This window comes from Kitasatospora sp. NPDC057518, assembly GCF_042802075.1.
Taxonomy (GTDB): Bacteria; Actinomycetota; Actinomycetes; order Streptomycetales; family Streptomycetaceae; genus Kitasatospora.
This window is the reverse complement of the sequence record NZ_JBHVEU010000104.1, coordinates 1-22,114: the sequence shown is the minus strand read 5'-3', so window position 1 is coordinate 22,114 and position 22,114 is coordinate 1. Positions and strand designations below refer to the sequence as shown.

Annotated in this window: 18 protein-coding genes; all 18 read left to right on the top strand. The window is 75.9% G+C overall.

Going from position 1 to position 22,114, the window contains the following annotated elements:
• The first annotated feature begins 249 nt into the window (after positions 1-249).
• The 18 genes from ACFU7Z_RS13575 to ACFU7Z_RS13490 all read left to right on the top strand — a co-directional run bounded on the left by ACFU7Z_RS13575 (position 250) and on the right by ACFU7Z_RS13490 (position 22,021).
• A complete protein-coding gene (locus tag ACFU7Z_RS13575; RefSeq protein ID WP_380777610.1) occupies positions 250-3,510 on the top strand; it encodes a hypothetical protein in 3,261 nt (1,086 codons plus the stop codon).
• A complete protein-coding gene (locus ACFU7Z_RS13570) occupies positions 3,507-4,217 on the top strand; it encodes a DUF4255 domain-containing protein (protein WP_117485899.1) in 711 nt (236 codons plus the stop codon). Before ACFU7Z_RS13575 ends, ACFU7Z_RS13570 begins: the two co-directional genes overlap by 4 nt.
• The gene (locus tag ACFU7Z_RS13565; RefSeq protein WP_380777609.1) at positions 4,214-6,328 is read left to right on the top strand and encodes an ATP-binding protein; all 2,115 of its coding nucleotides are present in this window, start codon (positions 4,214-4,216) and stop codon (positions 6,326-6,328) included. The genes ACFU7Z_RS13570 and ACFU7Z_RS13565 overlap by 4 nt, the downstream gene beginning before the upstream one ends.
• Positions 6,329-6,527: 199 nt before the next feature.
• Entirely contained in the window at positions 6,528-8,060 is a 1,533-nt protein-coding gene (locus tag ACFU7Z_RS13560; RefSeq protein ID WP_380777608.1) for a phage tail sheath family protein, read from the top strand.
• Between the two features lie 83 nt (positions 8,061-8,143).
• Positions 8,144-8,584 (top strand): phage tail protein, encoded by a 441-nt coding sequence (locus ACFU7Z_RS13555; RefSeq protein WP_049660364.1) that lies wholly within the window; start codon positions 8,144-8,146, stop codon positions 8,582-8,584.
• On the top strand, positions 8,581-9,066 hold the full coding sequence (locus tag ACFU7Z_RS13550) for a hypothetical protein (RefSeq protein WP_074002702.1): 486 nt from the start codon (positions 8,581-8,583) through the stop codon (positions 9,064-9,066). The genes ACFU7Z_RS13555 and ACFU7Z_RS13550 overlap by 4 nt, the downstream gene beginning before the upstream one ends.
• Positions 9,063-9,221 carry a DUF6760 family protein gene (locus ACFU7Z_RS13545; protein WP_181970396.1) on the top strand — a complete coding sequence of 53 codons (159 nt, stop codon included), beginning with the start codon at positions 9,063-9,065 and terminating at the stop codon, positions 9,219-9,221. The genes ACFU7Z_RS13550 and ACFU7Z_RS13545 overlap by 4 nt, the downstream gene beginning before the upstream one ends.
• A 3,012-nt stretch (positions 9,222-12,233) precedes the next feature.
• A complete protein-coding gene (locus ACFU7Z_RS13540; RefSeq protein WP_380777607.1) occupies positions 12,234-12,728 on the top strand; it encodes a hypothetical protein in 495 nt (164 codons plus the stop codon).
• 103 nt (positions 12,729-12,831) lie between these two features.
• Positions 12,832-13,257, top strand: a complete 426-nt coding sequence (locus ACFU7Z_RS13535) for a phage tail protein (RefSeq protein WP_049657629.1) — start codon at positions 12,832-12,834, stop codon at positions 13,255-13,257.
• Between the two features lie 60 nt (positions 13,258-13,317).
• Positions 13,318-14,070, top strand: a complete 753-nt coding sequence (locus ACFU7Z_RS13530; protein WP_380777606.1) for a LysM peptidoglycan-binding domain-containing protein — start codon at positions 13,318-13,320, stop codon at positions 14,068-14,070.
• On the top strand, positions 14,067-15,845 hold the full coding sequence (locus tag ACFU7Z_RS13525) for a VgrG-related protein (RefSeq protein WP_380777605.1): 1,779 nt from the start codon (positions 14,067-14,069) through the stop codon (positions 15,843-15,845). The genes ACFU7Z_RS13530 and ACFU7Z_RS13525 overlap by 4 nt, the downstream gene beginning before the upstream one ends.
• A 74-nt stretch (positions 15,846-15,919) precedes the next feature.
• On the top strand, positions 15,920-16,237 hold the full coding sequence (locus tag ACFU7Z_RS13520) for a PAAR domain-containing protein (RefSeq protein ID WP_074002699.1): 318 nt from the start codon (positions 15,920-15,922) through the stop codon (positions 16,235-16,237).
• On the top strand, positions 16,234-16,656 hold the full coding sequence (locus tag ACFU7Z_RS13515; protein ID WP_049657621.1) for a GPW/gp25 family protein: 423 nt from the start codon (positions 16,234-16,236) through the stop codon (positions 16,654-16,656). The genes ACFU7Z_RS13520 and ACFU7Z_RS13515 overlap by 4 nt, the downstream gene beginning before the upstream one ends.
• A complete protein-coding gene (locus tag ACFU7Z_RS13510; protein WP_380777604.1) occupies positions 16,656-18,617 on the top strand; it encodes a putative baseplate assembly protein in 1,962 nt (653 codons plus the stop codon). The genes ACFU7Z_RS13515 and ACFU7Z_RS13510 overlap by 1 nt, the downstream gene beginning before the upstream one ends.
• Positions 18,614-19,177 (top strand): phage tail protein, encoded by a 564-nt coding sequence (locus ACFU7Z_RS13505; protein WP_380777603.1) that lies wholly within the window; start codon positions 18,614-18,616, stop codon positions 19,175-19,177. The genes ACFU7Z_RS13510 and ACFU7Z_RS13505 overlap by 4 nt, the downstream gene beginning before the upstream one ends.
• Positions 19,178-19,180: 3 nt before the next feature.
• Positions 19,181-20,467, top strand: coding sequence for an NADase-type glycan-binding domain-containing protein (locus ACFU7Z_RS13500; RefSeq protein ID WP_380777602.1), 1,287 nt, complete (start codon positions 19,181-19,183; stop codon positions 20,465-20,467).
• A 28-nt stretch (positions 20,468-20,495) separates the two neighbouring features.
• Complete coding sequence (locus ACFU7Z_RS13495) at positions 20,496-21,515, top strand: ArsR/SmtB family transcription factor (RefSeq protein WP_380777601.1); 1,020 nt, start codon at positions 20,496-20,498, stop codon at positions 21,513-21,515.
• Positions 21,516-21,652: 137 nt separating this feature from the next.
• Positions 21,653-22,021 carry a hypothetical protein gene (locus ACFU7Z_RS13490; protein WP_380777600.1) on the top strand — a complete coding sequence of 123 codons (369 nt, stop codon included), beginning with the start codon at positions 21,653-21,655 and terminating at the stop codon, positions 22,019-22,021.
• The last annotated feature ends 93 nt before the right edge of the window (positions 22,022-22,114 follow it).

Below are 22,114 nucleotides of genomic sequence, written 5' to 3'. Positions count from 1 at the left end.
CGCAACACGACCCACCCCCACAGACAGCCAACCCGCCCCGACCGGCACACACTTACTGTCCCACGCCCAACCCAACCGACTTCGCCAGCAGAGTCGCCCGGCCGACTTCCCGTGCACGGCGCCGGCAGTCTGCCCTTTGGGGACAGGAGGTGCTTCCCCCGCCAAGGGTGCCCGGGCTCTGTCCCCGGGCGCCCGGGCCCGGGAGACTGCGGGGGAGACCGCCCCTGCAACCTGTGAGGTCGAGCCGTGATCGGCGCCACCGCCACTCCCCGCTCCGCCCGGCGGCCGGCCCGGGCCGCCCTCGCGGCGCTGCTCGCGCTCGCGACGGCCCTGGTGACCCTGGCCGGCGCCGCGCCCGGAGGGCAGGGCGCCGCCGCGGCCCCGGCGGCCGCGGTCGACCCGGCGGCCGGGCGGATCGTCTTCGCCGGCACCGACCACCGCGGCCTCGGCCGGGTGACCGGCATGACGGACAGCGCCCCGTTGTTCGGGCCCGGCCCGATCCACTTCGACCGGGACCCGTCCGCCCGCGGCGGCGAACTCGTCTTCACCAGCCTGCGGGACGGCCCGCTGCCCCAGGTGTACCTGCGCGACGCGGCCGGCGCGGTGCACCGGCTCACCACCGGCATGGACACCGCCCACCCCGCGCTCGCCCCCGACGGCAAGGGCGTCGTCTTCGAGGCCCTGGAGCCCCGCGCCGGGGACGCCGGCCCCCGGCACGTCCTGTGGGCCGTCAACCGGGACGGCAGCGGCCTGCGCCGGATCACCGAGGGCGCGGCCGACGAGACCCACCCGACGGTCTCGCCCGACGGCAAGTGGATCGCGTACTCCTGCGACGGCGAACCGTCGCACCGTCAGATCTACCTGCGGCCGTTCGAGGGCGGCGCGCCCGTCAAGGTCACCAGCGTGACCAGCGGGGACGCCGTCGACCCGGCCTGGAATCCGGTGAACGACGACGCCCACCGCAACGAGATCGTCTACACCCGGGACGAGGGCGCCCAGGGCCGCACCCTGGTCCTCACCTCGCCCACCGGCGGCGAGAAGGCCTTCTTCCCCGGCACCGGCTCCACCTGGAAGACCGGCTCGGCCGGCTGGATGGCCGACGGCAGCGGGGTGCTCTTCCTCAGCGCCGACCTGCTCGACCCCAACGACCCGACCCCGCAGCCCGACCCGTCCCGGCCGCCGGTGGTGAACCTCTACCGCGCGCTGACCTGCAACTGCGAAGCGCCGAAGGTGCTCTACCGCGCCAACCGGCTGATCGCCACGCCGACCTGGCTGGGCACCCAGACCGAGGGCGGCCCCGTCGTCGAGCAGACCAGCGCCTCCGGCGCCAACGTCGCCGACGTCGAGGACGTCCTCCCCGACGGCTCCGACCCGCGCGACCTCGGCATCAGCGTGCTCCGCGAGGACCCGGCCGCCGCCGACAACACCAGCACCGACCCGGGCGCCGACCCGCTGTTCCACCCCCGCCCCGGCTTCGACCCCTGGTACGAGCGCCAGACCTACACACCCGACGGCCGCCGGATCGTGGTCACCCGCTACGAGGACGGCCCGGCCGGACGGATCCAGCGGATCTGGACCGCCGACGGCGACGGCGCCGACCCGCAGCCGATGAACCTCGCCGGACGCGGCCCGAACGACCGCGACACCGACCCGTCGATCTCCCCGGACGGCCGGCTGATCGTGTTCAGCCGCAGCACCCCGGCCACCGGCCAGGACCCGGCCCGGCCCGGGCGGGTGCTGGTCGCCGAGGTCGCCACCGGGAAGATCATCGGCACCGTCCGGCCGCCGGCCGGCCAGCAGGGCGCCTCCGACGGCCAGCCGTTCTGGTCCCCCGACGGCAAGCTGATCGCCTTCTCCCGGACGGCGGTGGTCAACGGAAACGCCGGCAACCTGCACGTCTGGACCGTCACCGCCGACGACCTCACCCGGCAGACCGACCTCAGCCGGACGGCCTGCCCGGGCAACTGCGACGTCATCGACGACAGCCCCGCCTTCGCCCCCGACGGCCGCCGCATCGCCTTCAACCGCAAGGCCGGTGACGGCGGGAACAACCAGCAGGACGGCGTCGTCGTCACCTCGCCGACCGGCGAGGACTGCACGGTGGTCGTGCCCACCGGGCTCGGCCAGGGCGCCTGCACCCGGCCGCTGCCCGACCGCCCCACCACCGGGCCCTTCCAGCCCCGCGACGTCGCCTGGACGGCGAACAGCGCGCAGCTGGTCCTGACCTCCCGCCGCGCCGCGCCACCGAACTCACCGGAGGGGCTCAAGGTCTACGACTTCGCGACCGCCAAGCTCACCGAACTCGACTGGCGGCTGCCGGGCCGCCAGAAGGAGCCCGCCGTCCAGCAGTCCGTCGACCTGGCGATCAGCGTGCCCGAGCGGACCCCGGCCGTCCCCGTCGACGGCAGCACCGAGGTGACCGTCACCGTCACCAACAAGGGCCCCGCGCCCTCGCCCGGCACCGCCCTCACCGTCTCGGTGCCGACCGGCGCCCGGCTCGACAAGCTGACCACCCCGACCGGGACGTGCGACGCGGCCGCCCTGCGCTGCGAACTCGGCACCCTGACCCCGCGCCAGGTGGTCCGGATCAAGGCCACCCTGGTCGGCACCAGGCCGGGCGTCCCGGACTTCGGCTGGACCGTCACCGGGACGGTCGTCGACCCGTACCCCGACGACGACTCCGCCCGGACCTTCCTACCGGTGCTGGAACCGTCGACCCCCTCGCCGAGCCCGAGCCCGACCCCCTCGCCGACCGCGACGCCCACCCCGACCCCGACACCCACCCCGACCACGACCCCGCCCCCGACCGTGGCGCCCAGCCCCGCACCGCCGCCGCCCCCGGCCCCCGCCCCGGCACCGCCGCCGCAGGCCGGTCCGGAGATCACGGTCGGCGCCCAGCCCAACCCCGGCTACGTCGGCGGCCGCGTGACCGTCAGCTACACCGTGCGCAACACCGGCCAGGCCCGCGCCACCGGACTGCGCCTGACCCTCGGCCTGCCCGCCGGCGTGCCCACCGGGGCCCTGCCCCCCGGCTGCCGCAACGGCACCTGCACGGTGAGCGACCTGGCCCCGGGCCGCAGCGCGGTCGTCCGGGTGGTGCTCTCACCCGTCGCGGCGCTCGACACCACCATCACCGCCGAGCTCACCACCACCGGCACCGACGCCACCCCCGGACCGCACCGGGCCGGCACCCCGCTGCGCATCCTCCAGCCCCGCATCGTCGCGGTGCCGCCGATCGGCAAGCCCGGCTTCGTCACCTCGGTGCGCGGCGTGGACTTCCCGCCCGGCGCACCCGTCCGGTTCACCTGGCAGCCCGGCATCACCGCCGAGGCCGCCCCCACCCGCCCGAAGGGCGACGGGACCTTCGCCGGCCAGCTGCTCATCCTCCCCAAGGACGAGACCGGGCCGCGCACCATCACCGCCGAAGGCCCCGGATTCTCCCCGGTGACCTGCCCCTTCCTCGTCGTCGAGGGCAGCATCGGCCCGCCCGGGGAGGTGGAGCGCCGGTGATCCACGAGGTCGACGAGGCGCTGCGGCAGCTGCTCGCCGAGACCGGGCTGCCCGAACGAGGCATCGAGGTCGTCTTCGACGCCCCCACCCGGGACTTCGCCGCCCGGCGCAACGCCCCCACCGTCAGCGTCTTCCTGTACGGGCTCCGCGAGGACACCGGCCGCCGACAGGCCGGCACCGTCGCGGAGCACGACGCGGACGGCCTGGTGACCGGCCACCGCCCCGCGCCCCGCTGGTTCGAACTGGCCTACCTGGTCACCGCCTGGACCAACCGGCCGCAGGACGAACACCGGCTGCTCGCCGAGGTGCTGCAGTGCCTGACCGCCACCGACACGCTGCCAGCCCGGCTGCTCACCGGCACGCTCGCCGAGCTCGGACTGACCGTCGGACTGGACATCGCGGGACGCGACACCGGCCTGCCGTCGGTGTCCGACGTCTGGTCCTCGCTCGGCGGGGAGCTGCGGCCCTCCGTCGACCTGCGGGTGCTCGCCCCGCTGCCCGGCGGACGCACCCCGGCCGGACCGCCCGTCACCGAGGGGCTGGTGCTGCGCGCCGGCGACACCACCCCGGCGGGCCCGCCGCCCGCCGACGGCCCGGGCCGCCGACTGCGCTACCAGGACGCCACCGACCCCGGTCCTGACGGCTTCGCCGCGCCCCGCGACCGCGAGCTGCCGCCCGGCCGCCGGCCGAGGGGCAGGGCGCGATGAGCGTGGACCTGGACGAGGGGCAGGACGCTGTGAGTGTCGACCTGGACGAGGCGGTCGACGGTGCGCCGCCCGGCCACGACCACCTCTGGGAGCGGCTGCACCGGGTCGAGCAGCGGGTCCGCGCCGCGGTGCGCGAACGCCGCGCCGACGACCCCGACCCGGACGACCCGTACCGCGGCCAGTACCTCGGCCCGGACGCGGTGGAGCGCATCCTGGCGGCCTCCGCCACCGTGCACCGCGCCGCCACGGACCCTGGCGACGGGCCCGCGCCGCCGCCCGGCTCCCGGCTCGGGCGGCTCACCGCCGCCTTCGGGCTGCTCCCGGTGGACCTCGACCTGCTGCTGGTGGCGCTCGCCCCCGACCTCGACTCCCGCTTCGAACAGCTCTACGGCTACCTCAACGACGACCTGACCCGCCGCCGGGCGACCATCGGCCTGGCCCTCGACCTGTGCGGACTGCCCGGCGCCGGCGCCGGCCGCTTCCGGTTCTCCGCCCGGTCCCCGCTGGTCGCCGGCGGCCTGCTGGAGATCACCGAGCCGGACCGCCCGCTGCTCTCCCGCATCCTGCGCGTCCCCGACCGGGTGACGGCCCACCTGCTCGGCGACGACGAGCCGGACGGCGCGCTCGCCGGGCTCGCCCACCGCGCCGGTCCCGGGCCCCGCCTCCAACGGCCGGACGAGCGGCTGCGCGCGCTGGCCGCCGACGGCGGACTGGTGCACCTGCTGGACCGGGGCGGGCACGCCGGCCCGCTCGCGGTGGCCGCCCTCGCGGCCGACGGCCCGCCGCCGCTGGTGGTCGACGCCGCCGCGCTCGCCGCCCGCCGGCCGGAGGGCACCGTCCGGGTGCTCGCCCGCGAGGCGCGGCTGGGCGGGGGCGGCGTGGTGCTCGGACCGCTGGACCGGCTCGAACCCGAACGGCCCGAGCGGGCCGCGCTGTTGCGCGAGCTCTGCGCGGAACTCGACGGCGTCGCGCTGGTCGTGCACGGCCCCCAGGTCTGGGACCCGGCTTGGGCGGCGCGGAGCCCGGTGGTGGTCACCGTCCCGCCGCCGGAGGAGCACGACCGCGCCGGGCAGTGGGCCCAGGCGCTGGGCGGGCAGCCGGGCGGCGAGCTGAGCGAGGACCTGGCCGAGGCCGTCGCCGCGTACCGGCTGGACCAGGAGCAGGTGGCGCGCGCGGCCTCGGTGGCGGCCCGGACGGCGGCCGCCGAACACCGCCCGGTGCGGGCCGAGGACCTGCGGACGGCGGTGCGGGCGCAGAACGGCGCGGGCCTGGCCCGGCTCGCCCGCCGGATCGAACCCGCGGTCGGCTGGTCCGACCTGGTGCTGCCCGCCCCCACCGCGGGCCGGCTGCGCGAACTCGTGCTGCGGGCCCGGCACCGCGACCAGGTGCTCGGGAGCTGGCGGATGCGCCCGGGCGGCGGCCGGGGCAACGGGGTGGTCGCCCTGTTCGCCGGGGAGTCCGGCACCGGCAAGACGATGTCCGCCGAGGTGGTCGCCGCCGAACTCGGCATGGAGCTGTACGTGGTGGACCTCGCCACCGTGGTGGACAAGTACATCGGCGAGACCGAGAAGAACCTGGAACGCATCTTCACCGAGGCCGCCCAGGTCAACGGCGTCCTGCTGTTCGACGAGGCCGACGCGCTGTTCGGCAAGCGCTCGGAGGTCAAGGACGCCCGCGACCGCCACGCCAACGTCGAGACGGCCTACCTGCTCCAGCGGATGGAGTCCTTCGACGGGATCGCGGTGCTGACGTCCAACCTGCGGGCCAACCTCGACGAGGCGTTCACCCGCCGACTGGACGTCATCGCGGAGTTCCCGCTCCCGGACGAGGCGCAGCGGCGCCGGCTCTGGGACCGCTGCCTGGGACCGCTGGTGCCCCGCGGCGACGACCTCGACCTGGACTACTGCGCCCGGAACTTCGAGCTCACCGGCGGCTCCATCCGGGCCTGCGCCGTCTCCGCGGCCTACCTGGCCGCCGGGACGGGTGCCCCGCTGGGCATGGCCCAGCTGGTCTCCGCGGTGGTCGGCGAGTACCGCAAGCTCGGCCGGCTGGTGCTGGCCAGCGAGTTCGGGCCGTGGCTGGGCGTCCTCGGCGACGCCGGGCACGGCTGAGCGCCTCCCGCGTGGCCGGCGGGCACGGCCGAGCACTTCCGGGGCGGCGGAGGCCGGTGGGTACGTACGGCGGTGTCCGCCGGGGGCAGCGGCATTGCCCCCGGTCCGGCACCTGGGGACATGTCCCCGGGTGCCGCCCGGGCAGCAGACTCGGGGGCGAATGACCGGCGAAAATGCAGGGCCAGCCGAAGGAGCGCGTATGCCGTCGTACCTCACCCCGGGCGTGTACGTGGAGGAGGTCCAGTCCGGTGCCCGGCCGATCGAGGGCGTCGGCACGGCCGTCGCCGCGTTCGTCGGCTTCGCCGAGACCGGCCCCTTCCACGAGCCCACACTGGTGACCAACTGGGACCAGTACGTCCAGCGGTTCGGCGGCTTCACCGAGGGCACCTACCTGGCCCACTCGGTGTACGGCTTCTTCGCCAACGGCGGCGGCTCCGCCTACGTCGTGCGGGTCGGCGACCCGGCCCGGCGGACGCCCGGCGCCGCCCCCGCCGTCACCGCGGCCCCGCCCGTCGAGATCGCCGGCTTCCTCTTCTCCGCCCTGCCCGGCGCGGGCGGCGAGGTGTCCGTCGAGGTCGTCGACGCGGAGGGCGAGAACGTCCCCGACGACCGGTTCCGGCTGCTGGTGCGCCGGGGCACCGAGGTCGTCGAGACGTACGACGTCTCGACCCGCAAGAGCACCAAGGGCTACGTCGTCACCCAGCTGCGCGAGTCGAAGCTGGTCGCCGTCGCCGAACAGCCCGGCACCGCGCCGAGCCGCCCCGAGCGCCGCGGCCACGCCCTGGCCGCCGCGCCCGCGCCCGCCGCGGCCCCGACCGGCCGGCTCGACCCCGCCGAGTACGTCGGCGACGCCGCCGCCCGGACCGGCTTCGGCGGCCTGGAGGCGATCGACGAGATCACCATGGTCGCGGTCCCCGACCTGATGAGCGCCTACCAGCGCGGCGACCTCGACGACGAGGGCCTGCGCACCGTCCAGCTGGCGGTGATGTCGCACTGCGAGCAGATGGGCGACCGGATCGCCGTCCTGGACCCGCCGCCCGGCCTCAACGCCCAGCGGATGCGCACCTGGCGCAACGACGAGGCGGGCTTCGACTCCCGCTACGCCGCGCTCTACTACCCGTGGATCAAGGTGTTCGACCCGGCGAGCGGCCGCAACGTGCTGGTCCCGCCGAGCGGCCACGTCGCCGGGGTGTGGGCCCGCAGCGACGCCGAGCGCGGCGTGCACAAGGCGCCCGCCAACGAGGTCATCCGCGGCGCGGTGGACCTGGAGCTGCGCCTCAGCAAGGGCGAGCAGGACCTGCTGAACCCGATCGGCGTCAACTGCGTCCGGGCGTTCCCCGGGCGCGGCATCCGGATCTGGGGCGCGCGCACCCTCTCCTCCGACCCGGCGTGGCGCTACCTGAACGTCCGCCGGCTGTTCAACTACCTGGAGGAGTCCATCCTCCTGGGGACCCAGTGGGTGGTCTTCGAGCCCAACGACGACCGGCTGTGGTCCAGCATCCGCCGGAACATCACCGCGTTCCTCACCGAGGAGTGGCGGCGCGGGGCCCTGTTCGGCCAGACCGCGGCCGAGGCCTTCTACGTCAAGTGCGACCGCGACAACAACCCGCCGGAGTCCATCGACCTCGGCCAGGTGATCTGCGAGATCGGCGTCTCCCCGGTGAAGCCCGCGGAGTTCGTGGTGTTCCGGCTGTCCCAGTTCTCCGACAGCACGAGCCTCGTCAACGAATGACCGGCCGGCTCGGTCGGCACCACCCCTCCGTGCCGCTCCCCGGCACCCTCGGCACCCCTCGCATCGGAAGGTGACACAGACCCATGGCTGAAGGCGATCCGCTCTCCACACACATATTCGGCGTCCAACTCGGCGGCTACAACGTCGAGTCCGTCAAGGAGATCAGCAACCTGACGGTCGAACAGGACGTCGTCGAGTACAAGCAGGTGACCCAAGAGGGCAAACTGATCGTCCGCAAGCAGCCCGGCGCCCGGCTCCCCGGCGAGGTGACCATCACCCGCGGCCTGGACAAGAGCGGCGCGTTCACGGACTGGATCAAGGAGACCCTCAACAACGGGGCGATCAACACCGCGCGGCAGAACCTCACCATCGAGGTCAAGGACACCACCGGTGCCACCCTGCGGCGCATCCAGCTCCTCAACGCCTGGGCCAGCCGCTGGGAGGGCCCGACCCTCAGCGCCGGCGAATCCAGCGCCGCCACCGAGACCGTGACCATCGTGTTCGAGGAGATTTCGGTCGAGTGAGGCGCAAGATCGGCCTGGAGGAGCTGCTGGAACGGGCTCCGGCCCCCCAGAACACCGCGCCGCAGCAGCAGGCCCCGGCGGCAGCGGCGGCGGCGCAGCCCCGGGGGCGGGTGCCGCACACCGAGTTCGAGTTCGAGCTGCCGATCGGGTACGTGGACGACGACGGCACCGTGCACCGGCACGGCGCCATGCGCCTGGCCACCGCCCGGGACGAGCTGATGCCGCAGATCGACCTGCGGGTCAAGGAGAACCCGGCCTACCTCAGTGTGGTGCTGCTCAGCCACGTGATCACCCGGCTCGGCGACCTCACCGACGTGCACGCCGGGATCGTCGAGCGGATGTACGCCACCGACGTGGCCTTCCTCCAGGACCTCTACCAGCGGATCAACAGCGAAGGCCACACGCGCGCCGCGGTGACCTGCCCGCACTGCGACGGCGCCTTCGAGGTCGACCTCGCCGGTGGGCGCCTGGGGGAATCGTGACGTACGCGCCTGCTCGGCTGTACGAGGAGATCGCGTACATCGCGTACCACTTCCACTGGCAGCGGGAGGACATCCTCGACCTGACCCACCGCGAACGCGGGCAGTGGGTCAGGGAGATCGCCCGGCTCAACACCCGCATCAGCGAAGGCGGGTGAGCCGGGGTGGGGCTTCGGGACTGGATCGGCCGGCGTCGGGGCGGCGGCGACGCCGCTGTCGGCGACGGCGGTGCTGAGGGTGCGCCCGGCGGTACGGGCGAGGTCGTTCAGCGGCGCCGGGCGTCCGGGGACGGGGGCTGGCGCGCGGTCGCGCCGCTGGTCCCGACCCTCGCCGGGCCGGGCCACGGCGTCAGCGACGGCCTGAGGTTCCGGTCCCGGCTCAGCGCGTGGCAGGACCCCTCGCTCTGCGGGCCGCTCGGCCACGCGGTCCTCCCGACCGCGCCGGCCGGCATCCTGCGGGCGGTGGCGGGGCCGGGCTCTCCGGCGCCCGTCCGCACGGGCGGGGACGAACTCGTCGTGCCGGTCCTCCCGAGGGAGTCCGGGGCGGAAGAGCCGGTGGAGAGCGGGGAGCCGGCGACGGCTCGGCAGGCCCGGCCGGTCCAGCGGTCCGTCCGGCTGCGGCGGCTTCCGGTGCGCTCGGGGCCGCGTCCGGCCCGCGCGGGCGGGTCCTCCGGCGGTGCGCCGGGGCCTGCGGCCACGGCAGCCGGGGCGGCGGAGCACGGTGAGCCGAAGTCCGGTGGGGTGCGGGGGAGTTCACCTCGTCCTGCGGTGTCGGCGAATGATGCCGGGACGCCCGGCGGGTCGGCTCCTGCCGGGGTGACGCCCGCTGCGGGTGCCGCCTCCTCGCGTCCCTACGGGGCCGAGCGGCCGGTCCGTCCGCGTTCCGTCAGCGCACCGTTGACCGTCGCGCGGCGCCCCCGGGCCCTGCCCGTGCGCCCGGTGACGGCCGTCCCGGGGGCGGTCGGCAGGCGGGATGCCGTCGCCGAGCCGTCGAGCCGGGCCACGGACGCGCTGCCGTCACTCGCGGCGGCGACGGCCGAACCCACCGACGGCTCGCGGCCGTCCGCGAACCCCGAGGCTGTCGTACGGACGCCGCCGGGTGCGGGAGCCGCCGCTGCGCCCGAACGGGGCGCGGGGGTGGTCCAGCGCGCCGCCGTGTCGGGTGGTGGCGCGGCCGCCCGCCCGGTCCTCGGCGCGCCCCTGACCGCGCTGCCCGCCAGCGCCTCGCCCCTGGCCACCGGCGGCCCCCGGGCCGTTGACGCCCCTTCGGGTGCGCCGGCCATGCCCGTTGTCTCCGCCGCCGACCCAGGGCCGACCGGCTCCGAGGCGGGCGGGACCGATGGCGCCCGGCCGTCCGGCGGCGGGGGCCGTGACGCCGCCACCACCCCTGCCCGCCGTGCCCGTACGGCCTCCGGGTCGGGGAACCCGGCACCGGTGCGGCCCGACCGTGGGTCCGCCGGGAGCGCATCCGTCCAGCGCGCGCCGTCCGGGACCGGCACGCCCGCACCCTCGTCGTCGCCGACCCCGGGTCGTGCCGCGTCGGCTCAGCCCGGTTCGGCCCCTGCCCGCAGGGGTGGGACCGCCGAGGGCACGTCCGTTCAGCGCGTTCCGTCCTCGCCGACTTCCGGTAATGCTGCGCCAACCCAGCCCGGTTCGGCCCCCGCCCGCAGGAGCGAGGCCATCGGGGGCGCGTCCGTCCAGCGTGCGACGTCCTCGCCTGCGCCGTCAGCACCGGCTCCCGGTCGTGCCGCGTCGGCTCAGCCTCACCCGGCCTCCACCCGTCGGGGTGGGGCCGTCGAGGGCACCACGTCCGCGCCCGCGCCGTCAGCGTCGACCCAGCCCGACCCGGCCCCTGCCCGTAGGGGTGGGACCGCCGAGGGCGCGTCCGTCCAGCGTGCGACGTCCGCGCCCGCGCCGTCAGCGCCGACCCAGCCCGACCCGGCCCCTGCCCGGACGCGCGGGGGCCTGGGCGCGCCGCTCGACGCGCTGCCGCCGACGGCCGCCGTGGCGGGGGGCGCCGCTCCCTTGCTCGGCGGGCGCCGACCGGTCCAGCGGATCACGCCTCCGGTGGCAGGTCGGGCCGTCCCTGCCGTCACCTCGCCGGTGGCCGGCGAGGGGCTGCCCGTGCAGCGCGCCGTCAGGCAGCCCGGCGACAGCCCGGCGGAGCCCAACTCCCCGTCCCGGAGCGGTGACGGCGGACGATCGACGGGTTCGACCAGCCCGGCCGCCGGCGCCCACGGTGCGCACCCGCAGGGGGAACGCAGCCATCGCGGACCGGTCGCCGGACGCCCGGCGGCCTCCGACGCCCCGCAGGGGACGACGGGTACCTCCTCCGCCGCCTCGCCGTCGGGGGGCGGCCCGGAACGGCGGCCGAGTGCCTCCGCGCAGCCGATCGTCCCCGGCGCCCGGCCCCGCCCTGCGGGCGCCGCGCCCGCCGGCGGCAGCGGTCCGGTGGTTCCCGTGACGGTTCCCGCGCGTCCGGCTGCGGGCGGTCTGGGCGTGCAACGCGCCGTCCAACTCATCGGCCAGCGACGCGGGTTGCTCGGCGACCGCCGGATGACGGTCGCCCTCGCCACTCCGCCGGCGCCGCCCGCGACCGGCACCTCCGTGCCCACCAGCGCGGGTACGGCGCCCGCCAAGCCCGTGGTCCCGGCCGTCTGGCCCAACGCGCTCGCCTCCCGTACGGACGGCGGAGCGGCGGCCGCGCCGGCCACGGGTGCTCCGCAGCACGCGCGTGCGCAGGCGCGGCGCCCGTCGGGCACCGGGGACGGCAGTGGCGCCACCGCCGGGACGTCGGCCCCACAGGCGGGCCCCGCGCGGTTCGGCCCTCCGGCAAGGTTCGGCACCCCGGGGGCGGCCGTCTCCGATGCGGGGGCGCCGCGCGGGGTCGTGGCTGCTGTGCAACGCGCGTTCTCCCGGCGGTCGTCGGACCGGGCCGCGGAGCACCCGTCAGCGCAGGCAGGCACCGGCCCGACCGCAGCCGGACCCGCGAACCCGTCGTACGCCTTGCCCGACCGACCCCGTGAGGTGGTCCCGAACCTGAGCGCCCCGGCGTTGCAGCGTTCCGCCATGCCGACGTCGGCAGGCCGCCCGAGCCCCGGCGCCCCCGGTACGGCGTCCACGACGGCGGCGGCGACCGCCCCACGCCCGCCGGTTGTTCGGCTCAGGCCCGTGACGACCGCGCCGGTCCAGCGCCTCCCGGCGACGTCCCGGCCCCCGCAGCCGTCCCCGGCGCAGCAGCCCGCCGTCCCGGCCGCCACCGTGCCCTCCGGCGCGCCCGCGCTCGTCGTGTCACGGGCCCTGCCCGCCGGGCACGCCACCACCGCCACCAGGGCCGCCAACGCCGCGTCCACCCCGCCCGCCCCGCCTTCGCCCGCCACGGCGCGGCTGCTGCAGCGGGTGGCCGAGCAGAACGGCCTGACCGGGGTGCCGCTGACCGCCGTACCGGCGCGTACGCCCACCACGGTGCAGCGCGCCGCACCGTCCTCGACCGCCGCGACCACCCCGGGGAGCGCCCCCGGCGGACCGCCCGCCGCGTCGTCCGCCGACCCCGCCGACCTCGACGAACTGGCCCGGCGGCTGGTCGAACCGGTCGGCCGGCTGCTGCGCACCGAGTTGCGCAGGGGCCGGGAGCGCGGCGGCAAGCCGTACGACCTGCGCCGCTGAGCGCGGAGCGGGAACCGCACACCAGAACGACGCACACCAGCCGGACGGCCGCCAGCGGGCCGCGGCGACGTGACCGGAAGCAAGGGAGCAGGGAGCCGAACCGATGACCGACACCATCTTCGCGACCAGCGTGTTCTTCAGCCTGACCATCGGTGGCAACGACCTGGGTGAGTTCACCACCTGCTCGGGACTCGGCGCCCAGGTCGAGATCGAGCAGTACGCGGAGGGCGGCAACAACGGCTTCGCCTGGCAGCTGCCGGGCCGCATCACCTGGACGAACATCACGCTGACCCGGGCGGTCACCGCCGACACGACGAAGATCGCCCGCTGGCTGTCCGAGATCGTCCGCAAGGTCGAGCCGAAGGACGGCGAGATCGTGGCGCTGCGGCCGGACCTGAGCCGGATCGTCGGCTGGCAGGTGCTCGGGATCGTCCCGGTGCGCTGGGAGGGCCCGTCCTTCGACCCGGCCAACTCCCAGGCCGCGATGGAGACCCTGGAGATCGCCCACGCGGGCCTGCGCCCCTTCTGACCCGACCACCCGCCTACCCAACCCCCGCCCGACGGCCCGACCCACGGAAGGAGCACCAGGATGTCCCCAGCGGTCCCCGCGAGCGTCACCCGGGCCCAACTGACCATCATGGAGCCACCGTCCACGGTCGGCGCGCAGCCCGGCGGCACGCTCGCGCAGCTCCGGCTCCAGTTCAACCCGGCGACCCTGGTGCTGCGCAAGACCACCGAGTGGCGGCGCACCCCGTCCCGGATGGCGGGCGAGTCCGCGCTGCCCGAGTTCGTCGGCAGCGGTCCGCGCTCGCTCTCCCTCGACGTGTTCCTGGACTCCACCGCGAGCCACGACAACTCGGTGGAGCGGGCGGTGGAGCAGCTGATGACGGCCTGTGTGCCCACCCCGGCCAGCCTGGCGCGCAAGACCCCGGCCAGCCCGTGGATCCGGCTGGACTGGGGCACCCTGAAGACCACGTCGTTCAACGGGGTGCTGACCGGCCTCTCGGTCACCTACTCGCTCTTCGACGTGGACGGGAAGCCGCTGCGGGCGGTCTGCTCGCTCACCATCGACGAGGCCAGCGTCGACCCGGCCGGCCAGAACCCGACCTCGGGCTCGCCGGAGGCCCGCAGCACCCACCGGGTGATCGCCGGCGACAGCCTGCCGCTGCTCGCCTGGCGCGCCTACGGGGACGCCACCGCCTGGCGGACCATCGCGGAGGCCAACGACATCGACGATCCGCTGGCGCTGCTCCCCGGCGCGGAGCTGATCGTGCCGGGGATCGAGGAGCTCACCCAGAGCGGACGGACCCCGAGCGGCTCCGCGCAGGGGGTACGGCCATGACCACGCCCGAGGCCCGCGGCGGCCGCTCCTTCGCCGCCGACCCCGTCGTCGAGGCGCCCGGCCCGCTGCCGCCGATCTGGGTGACCCAGCTGGTCTCCTGCGACATCGAGGAGAGCGTCGGCCTGCCCGACACCGCCGTGCTGTCCTTCCGGGACGCCGACCACACCTTCCTCTCCGCCACCGGCATCACCATCGGCACCCCGCTGAAGGTGTCCGTGGTGACCGTCCAGGGGAACACCCGGGCGCGGCTGTTCACCGGCGAGGTGACGGCGCTGGAGCTGGAGGTGGACACCACGGGCTCGTACACCGTGGTGCGGGCCTCGGCCGTCACCCACCGGCTGATGCGCGGGCGCCGGGTGAAGGCCTTCCGGAACATGACGACCGCCGACATCGTCCGTGAGGTCGCCTCCGGAGCGGGCCTGGCCTGCGGGCGGGTCGACGCCTTCCCGGTCGTCCACCAGCAGCTCTCCCAGGCGAACGTCCCGGACTGGGAGTTCCTCCAGTTCCTGGCGCAGGAGAGCGGCGCCCAGGTGCGGGTGGACGACGACGGGAAGCTGGAGTTCGTCAAGCCCGACCCCGCCTCCGGCGCACCGGCCCCCTCCACCCCCGCGCCGCAGAACCCGCTGGTGCTGGAGTACGGGCGCAACCTGCTGGAGCTGCGCGGCGTGCTGACCGGCGCCGGAGGGGCGGACACCGTCGAGGCGCGCGGCTGGAACGTCACCACCAAGAGCGCCCTGGTCGCCACCGAGCCCGCGGTGACGTCCCAGACCGTGCAGCCGGGGATGAGCCCCTCGGTGCTGACCTCCGCCTTCCCCGGCCGGGCCCGGCTGACCGTCGCCGACACCCCGTACCGGACCCAGGCGGAGACCGCCTCGGTGGCCCGGTCGCTGGCCGCCTCGGTGGCGGCCGGCTTCGGCGAGCTGGAGGTCGTCGCCGAGGGCAACCCGCGGCTGCGGGCGGGCACCGCGGTCGCCCTGGGCAACGTCGGCGCCGCCTTCTCCGGCCGCTACACCGCCACCGGGGTGCGCCACCTGCTCGAACCGTTCCGCGGCTACCGCACCACCGTGGTGGTCAGCGCGGCCCCCGACCGCTCGCTGGCCGGGCTGACCAGCGGCGGCAACGCGCCGCCGCGCGGGCCGCGGATACCCGGCCTGGCCGTCGCCGTGGTCACCGACGTCCGGGAGCCGGGCGGCGGTCAGCGCGGCTGGGTGAAGCTCAAGTTCCCCTGGCTGGACGACACCTACGTCTCCGACTGGGTGCGCACCGTGCAGTGGGGCGGCGCCGGCGGCGGCGGGGTGGTCAGCCCCGAGGTCAACGACGAGGTGCTGGTCGGCTTCGAGCAGGGCGACCTGGACAGCCCGTACGTGCTGGGCGGGCTCTACAACGGCGTGGACCGGCCCTCCCCGCACGACGTGCCGCTGGTCGACACGGGCTCCGGCAAGGTCAACCGCCGTTCCGTGGTGTCCCGTTCGGGCCACCGGATGGAGCTGCTGGACGTGCCGGGCGGCAAGTCCGGCGTCCGGCTGGCGAGCGGCGACGGCAAGCTGGAGGTCAAGCTGGACCAGCAGCGCGGCGAGATCGTGCTGACCGTCCACGGCCTCGGCGGCGCGGCCGGCAGCACCGTGCGGCTCTCCCCCTCCGGCATCACCCTGGACGCGGGCACCGGCACGGTGGACGTGCGCGGCGGATCGGTCACCGTCCGCGGCACGACGGCGGTCACCGTGGAAGGCGGCGCCGAGGCGGTGCTCAAGGGGGCCATCGTCCGGATCAACTGACGTATCGTCACAGAGACTTGGCAGTAGACGCGTGCCCCACGACCAGCGGGCACCATCCGAAACGGAGACCGCACATGCCCCCCGCAGCCCGGACCGGCGACCTGACCGATCACGGCGGCGCCCTCACCACCCCGCCGCCGGGCGCCCTCAAGGTGGCGACCGTGCTGATCGGCGGCCGCCCCGCCGCCGTCGTCGGCACCGTCCACGCCTGCGTCGTCCCCCCGCACCTGGCCCTGGGCCCCGGCGACGTGGTGCTGCCCTCCCCGGGCGCGCTCGCCGGGGGAGTGGTGCTGATCGGCGGCCTGCCCGCGGCCCGGGTGGGGGACAAGACCACCTGCGGCGCCACCGTCACCGTCGGAGCGTTCAACGTGCTGATCGGCGGCGCCATATGACGGGCAGCTTCATCGGCCGCGGCTGGGCCTTCCCGCTGCGCGTCAACGCCACCGGCGGCATCGCCCTGGTGGAGCGCGACCGCGAACTCGCGGAGGCGATCCGGCTGATCCTCGGCACCGCCCCCGGCGAACGGCCGATGCGCCCCGAGTTCGGCTGCGGCATCCACGAGTACGTCTTCGCCACCGGCGACAGCACCACCGCCGGGCGGATCGCCCGCGAGGTGCGCATCGCGCTGGAGCGCTGGGAACCGAGGATCGAGGTGGACGACGTGGTGATCGCCTTCGACAGCGTCGAGGAGGGCACCCTCTACATCGACGTCCACTACACCGTGCGGGCCACCAACGACCGCCGCAACCTGGTCTTCCCCTTCTACACCATCCCGGAACACCCGAACTCGGCCGAGGGGTCTGCGAACTGATGGCCCTGCCCTCCCCGAACCTGGACGACCGCCGCTTCCAGCAGCTCGTCGACGAGGCCAAGCGGTACGTCCAGCAGCGCGCCCCCGAGTGGACCGACCACAACGTCTCCGACCCGGGCGTCACTCTGATCGAGACCTTCGCCTACCTGGTGGACCAGCTGCTCTACCGGCTGAACCGGGTGCCGGAGAAGAACTACGCCGCCTTCCTCGACCTGCTCGGCATCCGGCTCTTCCCGCCGGCCGCCGCCCGGGCCGAGGTCGACTTCTGGCTCTCCGCCCCGCAGACCGAGACCGTCCTGCTGCGGGCCGGCACCGAGGTCTCCACGCTGCGCACCGAGACCGACGAGGCGGTGGTCCTCTCCACCGCCGAGGACCTGCCGGTCGTCCCCAGCTCGCTGGATCGGCTGGTCACCGTCTCCGCCTCCGGCGAGCAGTCCGACGGCACGGCCCGACTGGCCGACGGCGCGGACGTCCGGTGCTTCCAGCAGCGCCCGGTGGCCGGGGACGCCATGCTCTTCGCCCTGCCGGCCGTGGTGCCGCGCTGCATCCTGGTCGTCCGGCTGGACAGCCGGGTCGAGGGCGTCGGCGTCGACCCGCGCCAGCCGCCGCTGGCCTGGGAGGTCTGGGACGGCGCGCGCTGGATCGCCTGCGAGACCGGCAGCGACACCACCGGCGGCCTCAACCGGCCCGGCGAGGTGGTCGTCTTCGTGCCCGCCGGGCACACCGCCTCGGTGGTCGCCGGACGGCGGGCCGGCTGGCTGCGCTGCCGGGTCACCGAGCCGCGGCCTGGCCAGCCGTTCTACTCCGAGTCGCCCACCATCCGCCGGGCCGAGGTGTTCACCGTCGGCGGCACCGCCACCGCCGTCCACGCGCAGACCGTCACCGACGCGCCGCTCGGCGCCTCGGAGGGCGTCGCGGGCCAGCGCTTCCGGCTCGCCCGGCCCCCGGTGCTGCTCGACGGCGAGCCCCCGGTGGTCGAGGTCGCGGCCGGCGAGGGCTGGGAACGGTGGACGGTCGTCGAGCACTTCGGCGAGTCCTCGCCCACCGACCGGCACGTGGTGCTGGACGCCACCACCGGCGAGTTCCTCTTCCCGCCCGCGGTCCGCGAACCGGACGGCAGCCTGCGAGCCTTCGGCGCCGTCCCGCCCAAGGGCGCCCACCTGCGCGTCCCGCGCTACCGCACCGGCGGCGGGATCGCGGGCAACGTCGCCCGCGGCACCATCACGGTGCTGCGCAGCTCCGTCCCGTACATCGCCCGGGTCGACAACCGGGAGGCGGCCCGCGGCGGGGTCGACGGCGAGACCGTCGAGAACGCCAAGGCCCGCGCCCCGCACCAGCTGCGCCTGCAGGAACGTGCCGTCACCGCCGGGGACTTCGAGCTGATCGCCCGGCAGGCCGCGCCGTCCGCCGCCCGGATCAGCTGCGTGCCCGCCACCGGCGGGGAGGCGGGCGCGGTGCGGGTGCTGGTCGTCCCCGACGCCGTCGCGGACGAGGGCGACCGGCTGCGCTTCGAGCAGCTGATCCCCGACGACCAGGTGCTGGCCGCCGTCGCGACCGCCCTCGACGAGCGGCGGCTGATCGGCACCCGGCTGGTCGTCCAGCCGCCCGCCTACCAGGGCGTGACGGTGGTCGCCCGGCTCACCACCCGCGCCGCCGACCCCGACCGGGTCCGCGAGGAGGTGCTCGCCGCGCTCTACCGGTACCTCAACCCGCTGCGCGGCGGCGCCGACGGCACGGGCTGGCCGTTCGGCCGGGCGGTGCAGTACGGGGAGGTGTTCGCGGTGCTCCAGCGGGTGGCCGCCGTCGCGGGCGTCGACGAGCTGCGGCTGTTCCCGGCCGACCCGATCACCGGCCGCCGGGGCGCGCCGACCGAGCGGGTCGAGGTCCCGCCGGACGCCCTGGTCTTCTCCCACCAGCACCAGGTCGTGGTCACCGCGCAGGCCGAGGACGGGCGGTCATGACCAGAGCCGCCGTCCCCGGGCTGCCCAGCCCGCACCCGATCGGCGAACTGCTGCCCGCGATGTTCGCCGAGGACGACTTCGCCCAGCGGTTCACGTCCGGCCTGGACACCGTCCTCGCCCCGGTCTTCGCCACCCTGGACAACCTGCCCGCCTACTTCCAACCCGGCCTCGCGCCCGCCGACTTCCTCGACTGGCTGGCCTCCTGGGTCGCGGTCGAGGTCGACCCGGCCTGGCCGGTGGAGGTGCGCCGCGCCGTGGTCGGGCGCGCGGTGGAACTGCACCGCTGGCGCGGCACCCGGCGCGGCCTCACCGAACGGCTGCGGTTGGTGCTCGGCGTCGGCGCCGAGATCGTGGACGGCGGCGGCGCCTCCTGGTCCGCCGACCCGGACGCCCCGCTGCCGCCCGCGCCGAGCGGCGAGCTGCTGGTCCGGGTCTGGCCGCTGCGCGGAGCGGAACCGGACGAGGACCAGGTGCGGTCCGTCGTCAGGGCCGGCTGTCCGGTCCATCTGACCTGCCGGGTGGAGATCCTGCCCGGCCCACCCGGGCGAGCGGAGGGCTGACGAATGCCGGTGTGCCCCGAATGCGGAACGGCCAACGGGGAGGGGGACGACTTCTGCGGCAACTGCGGCGCCTACCTCGGCTGGTCGCGCACCGCTGGTGCCGCGCCGGCCGCGCCCGCGCCCGCGCAGGCCGAGCCGGTGCCTGCCCCCGCGCCGAAGCCGACGCCTGCGCCCAAGCCGACGCCCGAGCCGACGCCCGAGCCGACGCCCGCCTCCGCGCCTGCTCCTACGCCCACGCCCACCCCCGCTCCCGCCGAACCCATACGGCGAAGCGCCTCGCGCCGGACGGCGCGCGCCGAACCGGAAGCCAAGGACGGCGAGGCGAAGCAGGAGGCGAAGGACCGGGTCGAAGCATCGCGACCGCCTGCCCCGGCCCCGGCCGCCGAACCCCCGGCCGCCGCCGACCCCCCGCGCCCCGCCACCACCCCCGTACGCCCGGCCCCCGCGCGGACCCCGGCCCCCGACCCCGCAGCGCAGGTCCCCGGTGCGCAGGCCCCCGCAGCCCCGGCCGACCCGGTGGCCGTCCAGCCCGCCAAGCCCGTCGCGCCCCGCCCCGTCAGCCGGGCGACCGAGGCCGTCGAGACCCAGGACGGCCCGCCCTGCCCCAGCTGCGGCACGCCCAACCTGCCCGGGCGGAAGTTCTGCCGCCGCTGCGCCGCACCCCTGACCCCCACCGAAGCCGTCGCCGAACTGCCCTGGTGGCGCACCCGCTGGCCGTTCCGGCGCCGGGTGCGGATCGGCGGCTCGGGCAACGCGCTGCGCCGCACCATCGCCCTGCTCGCGCTCGTCGCGGTGGTCGTGGCCGGGGTCCTGCTCTTCCCGGCCGGTCAGCGGGTCTTCCAGGACGTCCTGGACAAGGTCCGCGGCACCGCGCCGATCGCCCCCGCCACCACCTCGGCGAGCGCCGCCGTCGAGGGCCACCCGGCCACCCTGGCCGACGACGGCCTCAGCAACACCTACTGGGGCGCGCCCGCGATCGGGGACTCCGTCACCTTCTCCTTCCGCGGCCCGTTCCGGCTGGTGGACCTGATCGTCCACACCGGGGCCTCCCCGGACCCCCAGCAGTTCCAGCAGCAGGCCCGCCCCGTCGTCCTCACCCTGGAGGTCACCGGGAAGGACGGCGAGGTCCACACCCAGCAGGTCCCGCTCAACGACCAGCCGGGCCCGCAGACCGTCCAGACCGGGATCAGCGACGTCACCCAGGTGAAGCTCACCGTCCGGGAGGCCGCCGGGACCGGCCCCGGCCGCGCCATCGCGCTCGCGGAGGTGGAGTTCTTCAAACGCACCTGACCCCGTCGCCCGCCACCGGAGGGAACCCATGGTCTACCGGATCCACTTCACCTCCCAGGACCTGGCCAGGACCCGGCCGGCGGGTCCGATGCCGTTCGCCGAACTCCTGGCCGCGGCGCGGGCCCTACAGGACCGGAGCCGCGCGGCGCGGCTGGACCCGTGGCGGCGGAGCGTCCTGGGGCGGCTGCCCGAGCGGGCCCGGATGGCGCTCTCCCTGGCACCGGCGGACGGCTGGGGGCCGACCTTCCTGATGCCCGCGGTGGCAGGCCGGCCGGAGGAGCTGCTGGAGCGGGTGCGGGCGACCCCGGGCCGGCTCGTCGCGGCGGAGCTGGCCGCGATCGCCGAGCACCAGCCCGTCCCCGGGTGGGCCCGCCGCCTGGCCGAGGACGGCGCGCTGCGCGAGGAACTCGCCCAGAGCCTCGGCCTCCTCTACGAGCACCTGGTCGGCCGCTACTGGTCGCGGATCACCGACTGCTACGCCGCGGACCGGGCGGTGCGGATGCGCCAGTTCCTCGGCGGGGGCGTCGAGCTGCTGCTCGCCGGCGCCAGCCCCCGGTGGATGCGCTGGAAGCCGCCGGTGCTGGAGGTCCGCAGCAGGGTCGACCACGACCTGCGGCTCCAGGGGCAGGGCGTCCTGCTGGCCCCCTCGGTGTTCGCCAAGCGGGCCATGGTCAGCGACGACTCCCACGGCCTGCCCCAGCCCGCGGTCACCTTCCCGATCGACGACGGCCGCCCCGCGGGCTGGCCGGACCTGCTCGGCCCCGACCCGGCCCCGGCGGGGTCGGGGCCCACCGTGACCGCCCTGCTCGGGCGCACCCGGGCCGCCGTGCTGCGGGTGATCGCCGACCACCCGGGCTGCTCGACGAAGGAGCTCGCCGTCCTCGCCGGGATCACCCCCTCCAGCGCCAGCGAGCACGCCACCGTGCTGCGCGAGGCCAGGCTGATCGGCACCTCCCGGTACCGCAACACCGCGCTGCACAGCCCGACCGCGCTCGGCCTCGGACTGCTCGGCGACGGGCCCGACGTTCCCGATGTGCCCGGTTCGTAGGGGAGTTGAGCGGTGCGTCCGTGATTCGGGCCAGGCCGAAACACGTCGAGCGGCGGTGCCCCGGACTCCGAGACTGAGGTGCGGGCGCCGAGCCAGGCCGCCCGCACCACGACGTCACTGCTCCCAGGAGGTCCCCCATGCGCTTCGTCCACAAGGCCGGCATCGTCCTCGCGGCCGGATTCGCCGCCGCCGCCACGCTCCTCGCCCCCGTGGCGAACGCCCAGCCGGCCGTCTCGGCGGCCCCGGCCGACTGCCCCAAGGGCTACATCTGCGGCTACAAGTACAGCAACTACCAGCACCTCATGTTCCGCTTCAGCGACTGCGGCATCCTCCAGGAGATCCCCGACGGCCTGAACAGCGGCGGGTCCTGGTACAACAACCAGACCGCCGGCCTCAAGGCGAAGATGTACGGCAAGTCCAAGAACCTCGTCTACACCACGCCCGGCGCTCCCTACGGCGACCCCACCGCAGACTGGGGCCCGGTCTGGTACGTCAAGGCCTGCTGACCCCGCCCCACGGGCCTGCCGCCGGGTGCGCCGTCCGCGCCCGGCGGCGGGCCGGGCTTCCAAGGAGTTCCTCATCTGCGCCGCGTACGGTCA

Bases quoted from the DNA above. Each gene is read 5' to 3' on its own strand.
- ACFU7Z_RS13505 (WP_380777603.1), top strand. From the start codon at position 18,614: ATGACCAGAGCCGCCGTCCCCGGGCTGCCCAGCCCGCACCCGATCGGC.
- ACFU7Z_RS13530 (WP_380777606.1), top strand. From the start codon at position 13,318: ATGTCCCCAGCGGTCCCCGCGAGCGTCACCCGGGCCCAACTGACCATC.
- ACFU7Z_RS13495 (WP_380777601.1), top strand. From the start codon at position 20,496: ATGGTCTACCGGATCCACTTCACCTCCCAGGACCTGGCCAGGACCCGG.
- ACFU7Z_RS13535 (WP_049657629.1), top strand. From the start codon at position 12,832: ATGACCGACACCATCTTCGCGACCAGCGTGTTCTTCAGCCTGACCATC.
- ACFU7Z_RS13525 (WP_380777605.1), top strand. From the start codon at position 14,067: ATGACCACGCCCGAGGCCCGCGGCGGCCGCTCCTTCGCCGCCGACCCC.
- ACFU7Z_RS13490 (WP_380777600.1), top strand. From the start codon at position 21,653: ATGCGCTTCGTCCACAAGGCCGGCATCGTCCTCGCGGCCGGATTCGCC.
- ACFU7Z_RS13520 (WP_074002699.1), top strand. From the start codon at position 15,920: ATGCCCCCCGCAGCCCGGACCGGCGACCTGACCGATCACGGCGGCGCC.
- ACFU7Z_RS13515 (WP_049657621.1), top strand. From the start codon at position 16,234: ATGACGGGCAGCTTCATCGGCCGCGGCTGGGCCTTCCCGCTGCGCGTC.
- ACFU7Z_RS13560 (WP_380777608.1), top strand. From the start codon at position 6,528: ATGCCGTCGTACCTCACCCCGGGCGTGTACGTGGAGGAGGTCCAGTCC.
- ACFU7Z_RS13555 (WP_049660364.1), top strand. From the start codon at position 8,144: ATGGCTGAAGGCGATCCGCTCTCCACACACATATTCGGCGTCCAACTC.
- ACFU7Z_RS13510 (WP_380777604.1), top strand. From the start codon at position 16,656: ATGGCCCTGCCCTCCCCGAACCTGGACGACCGCCGCTTCCAGCAGCTC.
- ACFU7Z_RS13500 (WP_380777602.1), top strand. From the start codon at position 19,181: ATGCCGGTGTGCCCCGAATGCGGAACGGCCAACGGGGAGGGGGACGAC.
- ACFU7Z_RS13565 (WP_380777609.1), top strand. From the start codon at position 4,214: ATGAGCGTGGACCTGGACGAGGGGCAGGACGCTGTGAGTGTCGACCTG.